At 68.5% G+C, this 16,022-nt stretch carries 15 protein-coding genes and 1 pseudogene; 7 read left to right on the plus strand and 9 right to left on the minus strand.

Annotated features, from left to right (window positions below; translation table 11 throughout):
• Nucleotides 1-27 precede the first annotated feature (27 nt).
• The 7 genes from B2W79_RS16240 to rpsA all read right to left on the minus strand — a co-directional run bounded on the left by B2W79_RS16240 (nucleotide 28) and on the right by rpsA (nucleotide 8,236).
• Nucleotides 28-600, minus strand: a complete 573-nt coding sequence (locus B2W79_RS16240; RefSeq protein ID WP_292791316.1) for a CoA-binding protein — start codon at nucleotides 598-600, stop codon at nucleotides 28-30.
• Nucleotides 600-1,901 (minus strand): O-acetylhomoserine aminocarboxypropyltransferase/cysteine synthase family protein, encoded by a 1,302-nt coding sequence (locus B2W79_RS16245; RefSeq protein WP_071329593.1) that lies wholly within the window; start codon nucleotides 1,899-1,901, stop codon nucleotides 600-602. Before B2W79_RS16245 ends, B2W79_RS16240 begins: the two co-directional genes overlap by 1 nt.
• Nucleotides 1,898-3,904: an acetate--CoA ligase gene (acs, locus tag B2W79_RS16250; RefSeq protein WP_292791321.1), complete on the minus strand. Its 2,007-nt coding sequence runs from the start codon at nucleotides 3,902-3,904 to the stop codon at nucleotides 1,898-1,900. The genes B2W79_RS16245 and acs overlap by 4 nt, the downstream gene beginning before the upstream one ends.
• A complete protein-coding gene (locus tag B2W79_RS16255) occupies nucleotides 3,895-4,752 on the minus strand; it encodes an ABC transporter permease (protein WP_292791324.1) in 858 nt (285 codons plus the stop codon). Before B2W79_RS16255 ends, acs begins: the two co-directional genes overlap by 10 nt.
• Nucleotides 4,749-5,789, minus strand: a complete 1,041-nt coding sequence (locus B2W79_RS16260) for an aliphatic sulfonate ABC transporter substrate-binding protein (RefSeq protein ID WP_292791326.1) — start codon at nucleotides 5,787-5,789, stop codon at nucleotides 4,749-4,751. Before B2W79_RS16260 ends, B2W79_RS16255 begins: the two co-directional genes overlap by 4 nt.
• Entirely contained in the window at nucleotides 5,786-6,637 is an 852-nt protein-coding gene (locus B2W79_RS16265) for an ABC transporter ATP-binding protein (protein WP_071329597.1), read from the minus strand. Before B2W79_RS16265 ends, B2W79_RS16260 begins: the two co-directional genes overlap by 4 nt.
• Before the next feature lie 144 nt (nucleotides 6,638-6,781).
• Nucleotides 6,782-8,236: a 30S ribosomal protein S1 gene (gene rpsA, locus B2W79_RS16270; RefSeq protein ID WP_060921208.1), complete on the minus strand. Its 1,455-nt coding sequence runs from the start codon at nucleotides 8,234-8,236 to the stop codon at nucleotides 6,782-6,784.
• A 235-nt stretch (nucleotides 8,237-8,471) separates the two neighbouring features.
• Here rpsA and B2W79_RS16275 point away from each other — a divergent pair, with 235 nt between their 5' ends.
• The 3 genes from B2W79_RS16275 to B2W79_RS16285 all read left to right on the plus strand — a co-directional run bounded on the left by B2W79_RS16275 (nucleotide 8,472) and on the right by B2W79_RS16285 (nucleotide 10,749).
• A complete protein-coding gene (locus tag B2W79_RS16275; protein WP_292791330.1) occupies nucleotides 8,472-8,999 on the plus strand; it encodes a hypothetical protein in 528 nt (175 codons plus the stop codon).
• Nucleotides 9,000-9,265: 266 nt separating this feature from the next.
• Nucleotides 9,266-9,766 (plus strand): hypothetical protein, encoded by a 501-nt coding sequence (locus B2W79_RS16280; RefSeq protein WP_292791333.1) that lies wholly within the window; start codon nucleotides 9,266-9,268, stop codon nucleotides 9,764-9,766.
• Between the two features lie 32 nt (nucleotides 9,767-9,798).
• Entirely contained in the window at nucleotides 9,799-10,749 is a 951-nt protein-coding gene (locus B2W79_RS16285) for a 5'-3' exonuclease (RefSeq protein ID WP_292791336.1), read from the plus strand.
• Between the two features lie 12 nt (nucleotides 10,750-10,761).
• Here B2W79_RS16285 and B2W79_RS16290 read toward each other — a convergent pair whose 3' ends face one another.
• Both B2W79_RS16290 and trpD read right to left on the minus strand, forming a co-directional pair.
• On the minus strand, nucleotides 10,762-11,748 hold the full coding sequence (locus B2W79_RS16290; protein WP_292791339.1) for a PHP domain-containing protein: 987 nt from the start codon (nucleotides 11,746-11,748) through the stop codon (nucleotides 10,762-10,764).
• 2 nt (nucleotides 11,749-11,750) lie between these two features.
• Nucleotides 11,751-12,821, minus strand: a complete 1,071-nt coding sequence (trpD, locus tag B2W79_RS16295; RefSeq protein ID WP_292791342.1) for an anthranilate phosphoribosyltransferase — start codon at nucleotides 12,819-12,821, stop codon at nucleotides 11,751-11,753.
• Between the two features lie 288 nt (nucleotides 12,822-13,109).
• Here trpD and B2W79_RS16300 point away from each other — a divergent pair, with 288 nt between their 5' ends.
• The 4 genes and pseudogenes from B2W79_RS16300 to B2W79_RS16315 form a co-directional block, all read left to right on the plus strand.
• Nucleotides 13,110-13,667 (plus strand): cytochrome c oxidase subunit 3, encoded by a 558-nt coding sequence (locus B2W79_RS16300; RefSeq protein WP_231919669.1) that lies wholly within the window; start codon nucleotides 13,110-13,112, stop codon nucleotides 13,665-13,667.
• Between the two features lie 20 nt (nucleotides 13,668-13,687).
• Nucleotides 13,688-14,488 (plus strand): c-type cytochrome, encoded by an 801-nt coding sequence (locus tag B2W79_RS16305; protein WP_071329602.1) that lies wholly within the window; start codon nucleotides 13,688-13,690, stop codon nucleotides 14,486-14,488.
• 36 nt (nucleotides 14,489-14,524) lie between these two features.
• Complete coding sequence (locus B2W79_RS16310) at nucleotides 14,525-15,601, plus strand: ubiquinol-cytochrome c reductase iron-sulfur subunit (RefSeq protein ID WP_071329603.1); 1,077 nt, start codon at nucleotides 14,525-14,527, stop codon at nucleotides 15,599-15,601.
• Nucleotides 15,598-16,022 (plus strand): annotated as a pseudogene (locus B2W79_RS16315) (ubiquinol-cytochrome c reductase cytochrome b subunit); the annotation flags it as partial. The gene B2W79_RS16310 and the pseudogene B2W79_RS16315, both read left to right, overlap by 4 nt.

Below are 16,022 nucleotides of genomic sequence, written 5' to 3' on the forward strand. Positions count from 1 at the left end.
GCGCCCCGGGGACGCAGCGAGCGCCCCTCAGCGCGCGAGCAGCTGCCGTCGGGAGCTGATCACGCCGGTGTCGAAGCCGGCGAGATGCAGGCCGCCGTGGAAGCGGGCGTGCTCGATCTTGATGCAGCGATCCATGACGGCCGAGAGACCGGCCTCCTCCGCGAGCGCGGCCGCCTCCTCGTTCCAGGAGCCGAGCTGGAGCCACAGCGTCTTGGCACCGCTGTCGATCGCCTCCTGCGCGACCCCCGGAAGGTCGTCGTGACGACGGAAGACGTCGACGATGTCGGGCTGCACGGGCAGGGCGCTCAACGCCGGATACACCGGCTGCCCGAGGATCTCGGTCTCCCTCGGGTTCACGAGATAGACGTCGTAGGCCGTGCTGGACAGCAGGTAGGTCGCGACGAAGTACGAGGCCCGTGACGGATTCCCCGAGGCACCGACGATGGCGATCGATCGGGCCCGCCGCAGCAGTCCGAACCGCTGCGGCTGCGAGGGCCCGGTCCACGTGCGGCCCGGCTCGACGGCAGCGGGGAGCGCGCAGCTGGCGGCATCCGTGGTCTGAGGGACGGCGCAGGCGTCCCCGGCGGAGGTCGTGCTCATCAGTGGGCTCCCGTCGCGAGGGTGAGGGCCTGATCGAGGTCCCAGATGATGTCTTCCGCGTCCTCCAGGCCGACGGAGATGCGGATCAGGTCGGGCCGCACGCCGGCGGCGACGAGCTGCTCCGCGGTGAGCTGGCGGTGCGTGGTGGAGGCCGGGTGGATCACCAGGGTTCGGGCGTCGCCGATGTTGGCGAGGTGGGACGCGAGCTGCAGGTTCTCGATGAACGTCTCCCCCGCGGCGCGGCCGTCCTCGGCGGCGACTCCGAACGCGAACACAGATCCCGGCCCCAGCGGCAGGTACCGGGCGGCACGCTCATGATGCGGATGACCTTCCAGTCCTGCCCAGGTGACGTAGGAGACGCGGGGGTCTGCCGCCAGCCACTCGGCGACGACCCGGGCGTTGGCGATGTGAGCGTCGATACGCTGAGGCAGCGTCTCCACGCCCTGCAGGAGCGTGAAGGCCGACTGCGGGCTCAGGGCGGGTCCGATGTCGCGCAGCTGTTCGGAGCGCAGCTTGGTGAGGAATCCGTACTCGCCGAAGTTGCCCCACCAGGAGATGCCGCCGTAGGAGGCCACCGGTTCGGTCATCTGCGGGAACTTGCCGTTGCCCCAGTCGAACGTGCCCTTCTCGATGACCACACCGCCGAGGGTCGTGCCGTGGCCGCCGAGGAACTTCGTCACCGAGTGGATGACGATGTCCGCCCCGTGCTCCAGCGGGCGCGCGAGGTAGGGCGTGGCGAGCGTCGCATCGACGACGAGTGGCACCCCGGCGTCGTGGGCGATGGCGGCGAGACCCGCGATGTCGGCGATCTCGCCCGACGGGTTCCCGATCATCTCGACGTAGACGACCTTGGTCTCCGGACGGATGGCCGCGGCGAAGTCGGCAGGGTCGGAGGAGCTGACGAACGTCGTCTCCACGCCGAAGCGTCGAAGCGTCACATCGAGCTGTGTGACCGTGCCGCCGTAGAGCTGCGCGGCGGCGACGACGTGATCGCCCGCGCCCACGAGCGCGGCGAACGTGATGAACTCCGCGCTCATCCCCGAGGCGGTCGCCACGGCCCCGATGCCGCCCTCCAGCGAGGCCAGCCGTTCCTCCAGGGCGGCGACGGTGGGGTTGCCGATGCGCGAGTAGATGTTGCCGTACTTCTGCAGCGCGAAGAGGTTTCCGGCGTCGGCCGCATCGTCGAAGACGAAGGACGTCGTCTGGTAGATCGGGACCGCCCGCGCTCCGGTGGCGGCGTCCGGTGTACCCCCGGCATGCAGGGCGCGCGTGCGGAACCCGAAGCGGTGGTCGTCGGTCATGATGTCCTCGATTCTGCGGCGAGAGCGCCGGCGATGTCGTCGACGGCCCAGGGGTTCTGCAATGACGTCGTGTCGCCGAGGGCCTGCGGAGCGCGTCCCGCGCGCCGATCCTGTTCGGCATCCCAGAGCTGCGCGAGCAGGCGGCGCATGATCTTCCCCGAGCGCGTCTTGGGCAGGTCCGGCACGACGACGACGTGCTTCGGCTTCGCGACGGGACCGATCGCGCGGGCGACCTGAGCGCGCAGCGCCTGCGCGTCGATCGCCGCCCGGCCGGACGGGGTGACGAACGCCACGACCGCCTGCCCGGTGACCGGATCAGCCACGCCTGCGGACCCGGCTTCGCCGACCGTCTCGTGCGCCACGAGCGCCGACTCGATCTCGATCGTCGAGAGGCGATGACCGGAGACGTTCACGACGTCGTCGAGTCGTCCCAGGATCCAGATGAAGCCGTCGGCGTCCTGTGTCGCCCCGTCTCCGGCGACGTAGTAGCCGCCGTGCGCGCCCACACCGGCGTACGCAGACCAGTACGCGTCGCGGTAGCGCTCCGGGTTCCCCCAGACGGTCCGCGCCATCCCCGGCCACGGACGCCGGACGACCAGCGTCCCGGATCGTCCAGGCGCCACCTCGTCACCGTTCTCGTCGACCACCGCGACGTCGATGCCCGGAAGCGGGACCGACGCGGAGCCGGGCTTCAGCGGCGTGATGCCGGGCAGGGGGGCGATCATCGCGGCGCCGGTCTCCGACTGCCACCACGTGTCGATGACGGGGAGCTCATCCCGCCCGAAGTTCCGGCGGAACCACACCCAGGCCTCCGGATTGATCGCCTCGCCCACCGTGCCGAGCAGTCGCAGAGTCGACAGATCGTGGCCGCTCGGCAGCTCGTCGCCGAACCAGGTCATGAAGGTCCGGATCAGCGTCGGAGCCGTGTAGTAGATCGTGACGCCGTAGCGCTCGATGATCTCCAAGTGCCGCTCGCGGCGCGGTGTGTCCGGCGTGCCCTCGTAGATGACCTGGGTGAGCCCGTTCGACAGCGGCCCGTAGATCTCGTAGGTGTGCGCCGTCACCCAGGCGAGGTCGGCCGTGCACCAATGGACGTCGTCCGGTTTGGCGTCGAAATGCGCCCAGTGCGCCCAGCTTGCGTGCGTCAGGTAGCCGCCGGAGGTGTGCACGAGGCCCTTGGGCTTCCCCGTCGTGCCGGAGGTGTAGATGATGAAGAGCGGGTGCTCGGCGTCGAAGGCCTCCGCCCGATGCGCGGTGGGAGCCGTGTCGACGACGTCGTGCCACCACACGTCCCGGCCTTCGGTCCACGGGACGCCCTGTCCGGTGCGCCGGAGCACGAGGACGTGTTCGAGGTCCGGCAGTCCCGCGGCGGCGGCGTCGGCGGCAGACTTGACCTCGGTCGCCGTCCCCCGCCGGAACTGGCCGTCGCTGGTGACGAGCAGCTTCGCCCCGGTGTCCTCGAGCCGGAACCGCACGGCCTCCGCGGAGAACCCTCCGAAGACGAGCGAGTGGACGGCTCCTATCCGCGCGCAGGCGAGCGTGATGACCACCGTCTCCACGAGCACGGGGAGGTAGATCACCACGCGGTCCCCCGGTCGGATCCCGAGGTCTTCGAGCGCGTGCGCGGCCTGGGCCACGCGGCGCTGGAGGTCGGCGTAGGTCACCGAGACCCGGTCACCGGGCTCTCCTTCGAAGTGCAGCGCCACCTTGTCTCCGCGCCCGGCGTCGACATGACGGTCCACGCAGTTCACCGCGACGTTCAGCCGGCCGCCGAGGAACCATCGCGCCGCCGGGACCGCACCATCGACGGGCGGCTCCCACTCGTGCACGGCCGTCCACGGCTCGGCCCAGTCCAGTCGGCGGGCCGCGTCCTCCCAGAAGGCCAGAGGATCAGCGGCCGCCCGGGCATAGGCCTCCGCGGTCACGTTGGCGTCGAGGAACGCGGGCGACGGAGGATAGACCCGTTCCTCCTGCAGCCGAGCCTCGGTCGTCGTCACGTCCATCGCCGCAGCAGGTACTTCTCCAGCAGCGCGAGCACGCCGTTGGTGATCGTGCCGAGCAACGCGAGCAGCACGATGGAGAGCAGGATGCGGTCGACGCGCCCCGTGCTCTGGGAGTCGGTCAAGAGGAAACCGAGCCCCATGGACGAGGCGATCAGCTCGGCGGCGACCAGGAACAGCCACGCCTGGGCGAGCGCGAGGCGGAGGCCCGCGACGACGGACGGCACGACGGCCGGGAGCTGGACCGTGCGGAACAGCGACCATCCGTGCAGGCTGAAGGAGCGTCCCGCCTCGACGAGCTGCGGGTCCACGTGCCGGAGCGCGGAGGCGACGGTCGTGTAGACCGGGAAGAATGCACCGATCGCGATGAGGGTCACCTTGGACTCCTCGCCGATCTGCATCCACAGGATCAGCAGCGGCACCCAGGCGAGCGACGGCACCGCGCGAACCGCCGCGAGGGTCGGGCTGAGCAGCACGTCACCCCAGCGCGAGAGCCCGACGATGCCGGCTGCGGCGAGGCCGACGACCGAGCCGATCGCGAACCCGAGCAGCACCCGCTGGACGGAGATGGCGATGTGGGTCCAGAGCTGTCCGGACTCGGCGAGTTCCACCCCGGCCTGGAAGACCGACGCCGGCGCCGGGAGTCGGTACGGCTCGATGAGACCGGCCGTCGTGACCACCTGCCAGGCGATGAGGATCGCAGCCGGGAGCAGGAGACCCCCGACGATCCGTACGACGGGCGGCAGACCACGCCGTGCTCCTCCCGTCCCCCGCCGGGGAGCGCCCTTCGCGAACTCGAGCGCGTCCCGCGATTCCGCCGGGACGACCACCCGATCCTCGAAACCGGTCACTCGCCTGCGCCCGCCTTCGTCGCGAAGGTGTCGTTGATGATGCTGGACAGCGCCTTGTCGACGGATTCCTGCCCACCCTGGACGTCGCCGGACTCGACGAGCACGGGAGCGATCTTCTCGAGCACCTTCAGCTGGTCGTCACCGGGGATGCCGTTCACGTCGAGGTTCGACCGCTCCCGGATGACCGTGGTCGCGACCTCGAGGTCGATACCGGCGACCTCTGCCAGCAGGGCGGCAGTCTCCTCCGGGTTCTCGAGCGCCCACGCACGGGCCTCCTCGTAGGCGTCGACGACGGCCTGAGCGAGGTCGGGGTGGTTGTCGATGAAGTCCTCGGTCGCGTTGAGGAAGCCGTACGTGTTGAAGTCGACGTTGCGGTAGATGAGCTTGTCGCCCGACTCCTGCTCCGCGGCGGCCATGATGGGGTCGAGACCCGCCCATGCGTCGACCGAACCGCCGTCGAGCGCCGCGCGCCCGTCGGCGTGCTGGAGGTTCTGCACCTCGACGTCAGCCAGCGACAGCCCGCCCTCCTCCAGAGCCTGGAGGAGGAAGAAGTAGGGGTCCGTGCCCTTGGTGGCCGCGACAGAGGCGCCCTTGAGATCCTCCACCGAGGTGATGTCGCTGTCGGGCCCGACGACGATGGCTGACCACTCGGGCTGGGAGAAGATGTCGATCACCTGGATGGGCGAACCGTTCGCGCGGGCGAGCAGCGCGGCCGAGCCCGCCGTCGATCCCACGTCGACCGAACCCGAGCGGAGGAGCTCGTTGGCCTTGTTCGAGCCGGCGGACTGCACCCATTCGACGGTGACGTCGTCGCCGAGGATGTCCTCCAGGATGGCCTGGTCGCGGATCACGAGGCTGAGCGGATTGTAGGTCGCGAAGTCGATGGAGAGCGTGTCCGCCGACCACTCGCCGTTCCCGGCGGGGGTGGACTCGGCCTCGGCGGACGCGTTCTCCCCGGCGACGCAGCCGGTGGCGACGAGCATCATCGTCCCGGCGACGGCGATCGCAGGGATGATGCGGCGGGTGATGGTGCTCATCGGGTCTCCTCGGGGGTGTGGTGGTGCGTGTCGACGCCGAGCCCTTCGAGGAGCTCGGCGCGCAGGTCGGCGAGGCCGCGGTCGGCGCGGTCTCGGGGGCGGATGCCGGGGACGCGGATCGTCCGCGCGACGGACGACGCCGTGTCGTCCGCGTCGCCGACGGTGCGCAGCAGCAGCACGCGGTCGGCGAGATAGAGGGCCTCCTCCACGTCGTGGGTCACGAGCAGCACCGTGGTGGGCTCGGCCGCGTGGATCTTCAAGAGCAGGTCGTGCATGCGGAGGCGGGTGAGGGCGTCGAGGGCGCCGAACGGCTCGTCGAGCAGCAGCACCCCGGGGTTCCTGGCGAGAGCGCGGGCGAGGGACGCCCGCTGCGCCATGCCTCCGGACACCTCGCGCGGACGCTGATCCGCGGCGTGCTCGAGACCGACGAGCTGCAGCAGTTCGCGGACGCGAGTGCGTCCGACGGTGCGGGAGACGCTGCGGGGAAGACCGAGCTCGACGTTCTGCGCAAGGGTGCGCCACGGAAGCAGCCGCGGCTCCTGGAACGCGATCGCTGTGCGCTCGTCGACATCGGCGACACCGGAGCCGTCCAGGCGGATCGTCCCCCGCGTGGGGGTGTCCAGTCCGCCGATGAGGCGCAGCAGGGTCGACTTCCCGCACCCGGACGGGCCGACGACGGCGACGATCTCCCCGGCGGCGATATCCAGGTCGAGACCGCGGAGCACCTCGCGTCGCCCCTGTGCGAGCGGGAACGACCGTGCGATGCCGTCGAGGCGCACGGGCTGTGCGGAGCCCGCGGTCTTCGGGGCCTCAGCGGTGTGCGACGCAGCGGGCAGGAGGGCGGTCATGTCCCCATGCTGTCGGAGGCTCCGGAATGTTACGAATGCGGCCGTAATGTTGCGTCACGCAGGTGTTCCGCGGGATTCCGGGCATGCGAAAAGGGCCGCCACACCCGCCGTGAAGCGGGGTGACGACCCTTTTCGGAGTGTTGCTTAGGAGTTGCCGCCCGAGAGCTTCTCGCGCAGAGCCGCGAGAGCCTCGTCATCGGCGAGCGTGCCGGCACCGGCCGACTCGCTCGAGAAGGACTGGCCGCCGAAGTCGTCGCCGGCCGCAGCCTCGGCCTCGGCCGCCTTCGCGACCTGAGCCTTGTGCGCCTCCCAGCGAGCCTGGGCCGCAGCGTACTCCTGCTCCCATGCCTCGCGCTGGGCGTCGAAGCCTTCCTTCCACGCACCGGTCTCGGCGTCGAAGCCCTCCGGGTACTTGTACTCGCCGTTCTCGTCGTACTCGGCGAGCATGCCGTACAGAGCCGGGTCGAACTCGGTTCCGTTGGGGTCGACCGACTCGTTGGCCTGCTTCAGCGACAGCGAGATGCGACGACGCTCGAGGTCGATGTCGATGACCTTGACGAAGACCTCTTCGCCGACCGACACGACCTGCTCGGCCAGCTCGACGTGCTTGCTGGAGAGCTCGGAGATGTGGACGAGGCCCTCGATGCCGTCTGCGACGCGGACGAACGCACCGAACGGAACGAGCTTGGTGACCTTACCCGGCGTGACCTGACCGATCGCGTGGGTGCGGGCGAAGACCTGCCACGGGTCCTCCTGCGTCGCCTTCAGCGACAGGGAGACGCGCTCGCGGTCGAGGTCGACCTCGAGGATCTCGACGGTGACCTCCTGGCCCACCTCGACGACCTCGGAGGCGTGCTCGATGTGCTTCCAGGACAGCTCGGAGACGTGCACGAGGCCGTCCACGCCACCCAGGTCCACGAACGCACCGAAGTTGACGATCGAGGAGACGACACCCTTGCGGACCTGACCCTTGTGCAGGTTGTTCAGGAACGTGGTGCGCGACTCCGACTGGGTCTGCTCCAGCAGCGCACGGCGGCTGAGAACGACGTTGTTGCGGTTCTTGTCGAGCTCGAGGATCTTCGCCTCGATCTCCTGGCCGAGGTACGGCGTGAGATCGCGGACGCGGCGGAGCTCGATGAGCGAGGCCGGGAGGAAGCCACGGAGGCCGATGTCGACGATGAGTCCACCCTTGACGACCTCGATGACCGTACCGGTGACGACGCCGTCGTTCTCCTTGATCTTCTCGACGTCTCCCCAGGCGCGCTCGTACTGCGCACGCTTCTTGGAGAGGATCAGGCGGCCTTCCTTGTCCTCCTTCTGGAGAACCAGGGCCTCGACCTCGTCGCCGACCTTGACGACCTCGTTGGGGTCGACGTCGTGCTTGATCGAGAGCTCGCGCGAGGGGATGACACCCTCGGTCTTGTAGCCGACATCGAGCAGGACCTCATCGCGGTCGATCTTGACGATCGTGCCTTCGATGATGTCGCCGTCGTTGAAGAACTTCAGGGTCTTCTCGACCGCGGCCAGGAAGTCCTCAGCAGATCCGATGTCGTTGATGGCGACCTGCTTGGTGGCCGGGGCGGTCGTTGCGGTAGTCATGTAGTGGGTTGTCCTTGTGAATGGATACTCGGGCTGCGGAGCATGGCCGCGCACGGCCGGGATGTGCTTCGCAGCAGGTGGATTGTGGTGTGTTCGTCACCTGGGCATGCGTGTACACGCCACGAGTGACAGTTCAGGCTACCAGAAGTTGTCGCCCCATGAAGGAGCGGATCTCCCGCAGCCACTCTGTGGATAACGCCCGCCGCGACCAGCGCATTCCGCATACGGTGGCTCGGTGATGTCGCCCACTCCTCTCCGTCTCCTGGCCGTGCTGGCACTCGGCGTCTCGCTGCTCTCCGGATGCACCCCCGCTCCGGAGTCCACGCCGACCCCCTCCCCCGCGTTCACCTCCGAAGAAGAAGCCTTCGCCGCAGCCGAGGCCACCTATCGTGCCTACGTCGACGCGTCGAACAACACCGACCTCAGCGATCCCGCCTCTTTCGAGGAATTGTTTGCATGGCTACGTGATGACGCCCTGACTTCTGCGCAGGAGAATTTCTCCCGCTTTCACGCTGAGGGTTGGAAACGCGCGGGGGACACATCGTTCGATCGATTCACGCCCGTGTCCTTCGATGGCGAGTCAGTCACGGCGCTCCTCTGCATCGACGCGTCGGCGGTGACGCTTTGGGACGGTGAGGGAAACGTGGTGAGTTCGGATCGACCCGACCGGCAGCCCGTCGAAGTTCAACTGGTCGCAGCGCCCACCACAGCCACAAGACTCGCGATTTCGTCTGCCGCCGCAACCAGGGATCTCGCTTGCTAAGCGTCCGCTTCCTCTCGCTAGCCGTCTTGGCACTTGTCGCTCTGACCACCGACAGCGACCCAGGCGGATCCCAAGCAGGACTGGAGGATGTTTGGGCCACTAACACCGCAGCTTCGCTAGTGATTGGCGTCACTGACTCCAAACGCCAGCATGTTGATGAAAGCAATCCGTATGGGCCCATTCCGTCCGCACCGGAACAGAAACACGAGCCGTGCCGGACAGACGACACGCCACTGAGCCGCTCGTGCGGCATGTACGCGGTGCGGGTGACGAAGGAGTCGGGGCGACCGCTCACCATCGAGGATCTCGCACAGTTCGCTCCCCCACCGGTGACGACCACCGCCGAACCGGGGAACGCGGGCATCGCAGGCATGCCGACGAACTTCGTGGCCACGGTCGCCGCGCACACGGCGACTGGCACCCTGCTCGATCGGCCGGTGACGGCGCGCTTCACGCCTGTTCGCGTCGTCTTCGACCACGGCGACGGCACGACGGCGACGAAGCCAGACGGCGGCAGCACCTGGTCGACGCTCGGGCAGGCGCCATTCACGCCGACCGAGACGAGCCATACCTATGCGCGGCGGGGCACCTATTCGACGAGGACCACGGTCGCGTACACCGCGGAAGTCGATATCGGCGGGGGCTGGTTCCCCGTGTCCGGTGAGCTGTCGGTCGACGGACCGTCCCGCAGCGTCCGCATCTACGAGGCCACCACCGCGCTCGTGGCGCGGACGTGCGAAGAACGACCCGCGGCGCCGGGCTGCTGAGCACCTGATCTGGCACGCTCTACCCTGAACCCATGACCCACGCCGAACGCCTCATGCTGCTCGACACCGCCAGCCTTTACTTCCGTGCGTTCTATGGCGTGCCCGACAAGGTGACCGCCCCCGACGGCTCCCCCATCAACGCCGCACGCGGATTGCTGGACATGATCGCCAAGCTGGTCACCACGTATCAGCCGACCCACGTCGTAGCCTGCTGGGATGACGATTGGCGTCCGCAATGGCGCGTGGACCTCATCCCGAGCTACAAGACCCACCGGGTGGTGGAGGTCGTGGCGGGCGCCCCGGACGTCGAAGAGGTCCCCGACCCGCTGGAGGCACAGATCCCCCTGATCAGGGAGACGCTCGGGACCATCGGCATCCCGATCGTCGGCGTCGCCGAGCACGAGGCGGACGACGTGATCGGCACGCTCGCGACGAACGCGACGATGCCCGTAGACATCGTCACCGGCGACCGCGACCTGTTCCAGCTCGTCGACGACGAGCGCGACGTGCGCGTGATCTACACGGCCCGCGGCATGAGCAACCTCGAAGTCGTCACGGACGCGACGGTCGTCGCGAAGTACGGTGTCCTGCCGACGCAGTACGCAGACTTCGCGACGATGCGCGGGGACGCGTCGGACGGGCTTCCCGGCGTCGCCGGCATCGGCGAGAAGACGGCGGCCACTCTGCTGCAGAAGCACGGCGACCTGCTCGGCATCCGGGAGGCCGCGGAAGCCGGCGAGGGCATGAGCGCCGGCATCCGCGCGAAGATCCTCGACGCGCAGGCCTACCTCGACGTCGCTCCGACCGTCGTCGCCGTCGCCACGAGGCTGCCGATCGCTGCCCCGGGAGTCGCCCTGCATGCCCTCTCGTCGGAGGAAGCCGAAGAAGCAACGGCCCTGGCCGAGCGCTGGAATCTCGGCAGCTCGATGACGCGAGCCGTCGCCGCGGTCACCGCGGCCGCGAACGAGGTCAGGGATGCCTGACCAGCGCTGACGTCACTCCGCCCAGGCGAGGAGGCGCGATAGCCCCCACGTAGTGACGATGCGTGACGCCGGAATGCCGGTGCGCTCCGCCCGTTCGGCACCGTGGTCCAGCAGGGAGAGCTGGCCGGGGGCGTGCGCGTCGGAGTCGATGGAGAAGAGGCATCCGGCCTCCAGCGCGATCGCGATGAGCTCGTCCGGCGGGTCCTGACGCTCGGGGCGGGAGTTGATCTCCACGGCGACCCCGTTCTCCGCGCAGGCCGCGAACACCGCGGCGGCGTCGAACGCCGAGGGCGGTCGCGTGCCCCGGTCGCCCTGGACGAGACGGCCGGTGCAGTGCCCGAGGACGTTCACCCGAGGATGCGAGACAGCCGCGATCATCCGCGCGGTCATCGCCCGTCCATCCATCCGGAGCTTGGAGTGCACCGAGGCGACGACGATGTCCAGGTCCGCGAGGAGCGCATCGTCCTGATCGAGCGCGCCGTCTTCCAGGATGTCCACTTCGATACCGGCGAGGAGCGTGAACCCGTCCCCCGACTGCGCCCGCACCTGCGGGATCTGCTCTCGGAGTCGCTCAGCCGACAGGCCTCGCGCCACGCGGAGGCGCGGTGAGTGATCCGTGATGGCCTGGTACTCGTGGCCCTGCGCGCGGGCGGCAGCAGCCATCACCTCGATGGAGGTCGTCCCATCCGACCACTCGGTGTGGGCGTGCAGGTCACCGCGGAGCTTCCCCCGGAGCACCGACACCTTCTCGGGTTCCACGTCGCCACGGAGCTCGATCAGATACTCCGGCACCTCTCCGGCCTGAGCCTGCCGGATGACGGCGAACGTCGACTCGCCGATGCCCTTGGCAGCCCGAAGGCGCGTCGGATCGTCCTGCACGTCAGGCGGAAGCTCCTGGAAGGTGGCCGCCGCCTGACGGAACGCCTTGGCCCGGTATCGCGACGCCCGCTCGCGCTCCAGCAGCGAAGCGATCTCGAGCAGCGCGTCGACCGGGTCCATGGTCACTCCTTCGGGGAAGCCAGCTCGCGACTGACGCCGATCCACTGGTCGAGCTTCGCCAGTGCACTCCCGTCATCCACCGCAGCGGACGCCCGGGCGAGGCCGTCGCGGAGGCGCTCGAGGATCGGCCGCTGCACCTGGGTCGCGTCCTGGGACAGCTCGAAGGCGACGATCCCGGCGGCGGCGTTGAGGAGCACGATGTCCCGCACCGGTCCCTGCTCCCCCGCAAGGGTCCGGCGGAGGATCTCGGCGTTGTGGGCGGGAGAGCCGCCGATCAGATGGGACAGGTCAGCGAGAGGGATCCCCAGGTCGCGCGGGTCGAGGTCGTGCTCGTGGATGTCCCCGCGGGTGACCTCCCAGATGCGGCTGTGGCCGGTGGTCGTGAGCTCGTCCAGTCCGTCATCGCCACGGAACACCAACGCAGTGGCACCCCGTGTGCGGAAGACGCCGGTGATGAGCGGCACCCGCTCCATCTGCGCCACGCCGACCGCGTTCGCCTCGGCGCGCGCGGGGTTGCAGAGCGGTCCGAGCATGTTGAACACCGTGGGCACGCCGAGCTGCGAACGGACCGCGCCGGCGTGCTTGAAACCGGGGTGGAAGGCCCCCGCCCAGGCGAAGGTGATACCCGTCCGGTCGAGGATCGAGGCGACGGCCGCAGGATCGAGCGAGAGTTCCAGGCCAAGAGCGCCGAGAACATCGGAGGAGCCGGACGCGGAGCTCGCGGCCCGATTCCCGTGCTTGACGACCGGGATCCCGGTGGCACCGATGATGACGGCAGCCGTCGTCGAGACGTTCACCGTCCCCACCCGGTCCCCGCCCGTACCGACGATGTCCAGCACGTCGGGAGAGACCGGAAGCGGCACGGCGGCTTCGAGGATGGCGTCCCGGAAACCGACGATCTCGTCGATCGTCTCGCCTTTCGCGCGCAGAGCGACGAGGAACCCGGCGAGCTGCGCTTCGGAGACCTCGCCCTGCATGATCCGCCGCATGGCCCAGGTGGACTCCCAGACGCTGAGGTCGCGACGCTCCAGGAGAGAGGTGAGCACGTCGGACCAGGTCAGGGAATCAGCCATGTGTGCGATCCTATCGGCGCAGAGAAAACGTGCAGTGCGATCCGGGCGGGCGCCCAGCCGACGAAGGGACGGCGTTTCCCGCGTATTCACCGGGTATTCGCAGTGTTTTCTTAGGGTCCCCTAAGTCCCCGAACGGCGAATCGAGGGTCTGGGGTGCAAGAATCACGCTCGCGGATCGGCCATAATGGAGGGGTGACGACCTCAGCGACGTATGCCCCGGCGGCGAGAACCATCAAGCGGCCCAACCCGGTAGCTGTCGGCACCATTGTGTGGCTCGGCAGCGAGGTGATGTTCTTCGCGGGACTCTTCGCGATCTACTTCACCCTCCGCAGCACCTCACCCGAGCTGTGGGCCGACCGTACCGAGCTCCTGAACGTTCCGTTCGCGGCAGTGAACACGGCGATCCTCGTGCTCTCCTCGTTCACGTGCCAGATGGGCGTGTTCGCGGCGGAGGACCTGCAGCCGTACAAGATCGGCAAGGGACAGAAGAACGGTGCCGGCCGCCGTCGTCTGTTCGGCTGGGGCATGGTCGAGTGGTTCTTCCTCACCTTCGCCCTCGGCGCGATCTTCGTCTCGGGTCAGGTCTGGGAGTACGCCCAGCTGGTCGCCGAGGGAATGCCGATCCAGGCTGATGCCTACGCCTCGGCCTTCTACATCACCACCGGCTTCCACGCCCTCCACGTCACCGGCGGACTCGTTGCGTTCCTCCTGGTGATCGGCCGCGCGTACGCCGTCAAGAACTTCCGGCACAAGGAGGCGACCTCCTCGATCGTGGTGTCCTACTACTGGCACTTCGTCGACGTCGTCTGGATCGTGCTGTTCTTCGTTATCTACTTCCTGAAATAAGAGCGGAGCTGATCCCCGAGATGGCACGAGAGAAGAAGCGCCGTTCGAGCGGTCGTCGCAGCCCACTGGCGGCGGCCGCACTCATCGGAGCAGGCCTCATGATCACCGGTGCGGTGTACGCGGGCGCGACGGCGGCCTTCGCCGCCAACGACGCCCCCACGGCATCGACGCAGCTGACGGTCGAAGACGGCGAGAAGCTGTTCACGGCCAACTGCGCCACCTGCCACGGCCTCGACCTGGAGGGCACCCCCAACGGCCCGAGCCTCTACGGCGTCGGCGAGCTGGCGGTGGAGTTCCAGGTGTCGACCGGCCGTATGCCGCTGCAGATGCAGGGACCGCAGGCTCCGCAGAAGGAGCCGCAGTTCACCGAGGAGCAGATCCTCGCGATGGCGGCCTACGTGCAGTCCGAAGCCCCCGGCCCGACGTACCCCGCTGACGAGATCCTCGACGGCGAAGGCGACGTGGCGCACGGCGCCGAGCTCTTCCGCGTCAACTGCGCGATGTGCCACAACGTGGCCGCTGCCGGTGGCGCACTGACCGAGGGCAAGTACGCTCCGGCCATCACCGAGACCAGCGCGCTGCACATCTACGCGGCCATGGTCACCGGCCCGCAGAACATGCCGGTCTTCGGCGACATGAACCTGTCCGACGAGGACAAGCGCGACATCATCTCGGCTCTGCTCTTCCAGCAGCAGTCCGTCCAGATCGGCGGCTTCTCCCTCGGCTCGCTCGGACCGGTCTCCGAGGGCCTGTTCGTGTGGATCTTCGGTATCGGCGCTCTGGTCGCCATCACCGTGTGGATCACGGCGAAGTCCAACTGACGCTTATTCATCGAAGAGGAACGTACGAGGAGCACCATGGCACACGACGACGACTCGCAGGCTCTTGACAGGGCCTACCAGCCCTCTCCGGGGCTGGGTGTCGCAGTCAGCGATCCCGTGCAGAACCCCGGTCTTCCGCCGCACCGCGAGCGGATGACCGACAAGGACCCGCGGGCTGAGAAGGCCGCCGTCCGCACCGTCTACACGCTGTTCTACCTGTCGCTCGCCGGCAGCATCTGGGCGGTCGCCGCCTACATGCTGTTCCCGATCGAGAGCGGCGCTCTCATCGACATCCGTCAGAACAACCTCTTCATCGGTCTCGGCATCGCGCTCGCGCTGCTGGCCCTGGGCATCGGCGCCATCCACTGGTCGAAGGCCCTCATGTCCGACAAGGAGCACGTCGAGCACCGCCACCCCACCCGGGGCAAGGACTCGACGCGTGAGGCAGCCATCAAGGCCTTCGCCGACGCGAACGAGGAGTCGGGCTTCGGCCGTCGCACGATGATCCGCAACTCGCTGTTCGCAGCGATCGTCGCGTCGATCATCCCCGGGGTGACGTTGTTCCGCGGCCTTGCTCCGCACTCCACGCCGGACGACCCCACCGCGGGCGACCCGGTCGCGCTGCTGAAGCACACCATGTGGGACGAGGGCATGCGCCTGGTGCGCGACCCCGACGGCACCCCCATCCGTGCCGCCGACGTCACGCTCGGCTCCGCGTTCCACGTGATCCCGGAGGACCTCGCGGAGCTCGGTCACGATGAGGGCTACCTCGAGGAGAAGGCCAAGGCCATCGTGCTGATGATGCGCCTCCGCCCGGAGCAGCTCATCGAAGCCGAGGACCGCAAGGACTGGTCCTACGACGGCATCGTCGCGTACTCCAAGGTCTGCACGCACGTCGGCTGCCCCGTCGCGCTGTACGAGCAGCAGACCCACCACCTGCTGTGCCCGTGCCACCAGTCGCAGTTCGACGTCACGGACCACGCGAAGGTCATCTTCGGCCCGGCCGCTCGGCCGCTGCCTCAGCTGCCCATCACCGTGGACGACGAGGGCTACCTCATCGCACGCAGCGACTTCACCGAACCCGTCGGCCCGAGCTTCTGGGAGCGCCATTGAGCACCGCAACGCTGTCCAAGGACGAGAAGGACACCAAGGCGCCTCTCGGCGGCCGCTTCGTCGGCGCCGCGTCGAACTACATCGATGAGCGCACGAGCCTCTCGGGCTTCGTCAAGGAGCTCGGTCGCAAGATCTTCCCCGACCACTGGTCGTTCATGCTGGGAGAGATCGCCCTGTGGAGCTTCGTCGTCGTGTTCCTCTCCGGAACCTTCCTGACGTTCTTCTTCCAGGCATCCATGGTGGAGACGCACTACACCGGCGCCTACGCCCCCATGCGCGGTATCGCGATGTCGTCGGCTCTCGAGTCGACGCTGCACATCTCGTTCGACCTCCGCGGTGGCCTGCTGGTCCGCCAGATCCACCACTGGGCCGCGCTCGTCTTCATCGCCGGTATCGGCGTGCACATGCTGCGCGTGTTCTT

The organism is Microbacterium sp. UBA7513 (genome assembly GCF_002478345.1).
Taxonomy (GTDB): Bacteria; Actinomycetota; Actinomycetes; order Actinomycetales; family Microbacteriaceae; genus Microbacterium.

Excerpts from the sequence above, each read along its gene's own strand:
- B2W79_RS16240 (WP_292791316.1), bottom strand. The coding sequence starts at position 600 with ATGAGCACGACCTCCGCCGGGGACGCCTGCGCCGTCCCTCAGACCACG.
- B2W79_RS16245 (WP_071329593.1), bottom strand. The coding sequence starts at position 1,901 with ATGACCGACGACCACCGCTTCGGGTTCCGCACGCGCGCCCTGCATGCC.
- acs (WP_292791321.1), bottom strand. The coding sequence starts at position 3,904 with ATGGACGTGACGACGACCGAGGCTCGGCTGCAGGAGGAACGGGTCTAT.
- B2W79_RS16260 (WP_292791326.1), bottom strand. The coding sequence starts at position 5,789 with ATGAGCACCATCACCCGCCGCATCATCCCTGCGATCGCCGTCGCCGGG.
- B2W79_RS16265 (WP_071329597.1), bottom strand. The coding sequence starts at position 6,637 with ATGACCGCCCTCCTGCCCGCTGCGTCGCACACCGCTGAGGCCCCGAAG.
- rpsA (WP_060921208.1), bottom strand. The coding sequence starts at position 8,236 with ATGACTACCGCAACGACCGCCCCGGCCACCAAGCAGGTCGCCATCAAC.
- B2W79_RS16285 (WP_292791336.1), top strand. The coding sequence starts at position 9,799 with ATGACCCACGCCGAACGCCTCATGCTGCTCGACACCGCCAGCCTTTAC.
- B2W79_RS16290 (WP_292791339.1), bottom strand. The coding sequence starts at position 11,748 with ATGGACCCGGTCGACGCGCTGCTCGAGATCGCTTCGCTGCTGGAGCGC.
- trpD (WP_292791342.1), bottom strand. The coding sequence starts at position 12,821 with ATGGCTGATTCCCTGACCTGGTCCGACGTGCTCACCTCTCTCCTGGAG.
- B2W79_RS16300 (WP_231919669.1), top strand. The coding sequence starts at position 13,110 with ATGTTCTTCGCGGGACTCTTCGCGATCTACTTCACCCTCCGCAGCACC.
- B2W79_RS16305 (WP_071329602.1), top strand. The coding sequence starts at position 13,688 with ATGGCACGAGAGAAGAAGCGCCGTTCGAGCGGTCGTCGCAGCCCACTG.
- B2W79_RS16310 (WP_071329603.1), top strand. The coding sequence starts at position 14,525 with ATGGCACACGACGACGACTCGCAGGCTCTTGACAGGGCCTACCAGCCC.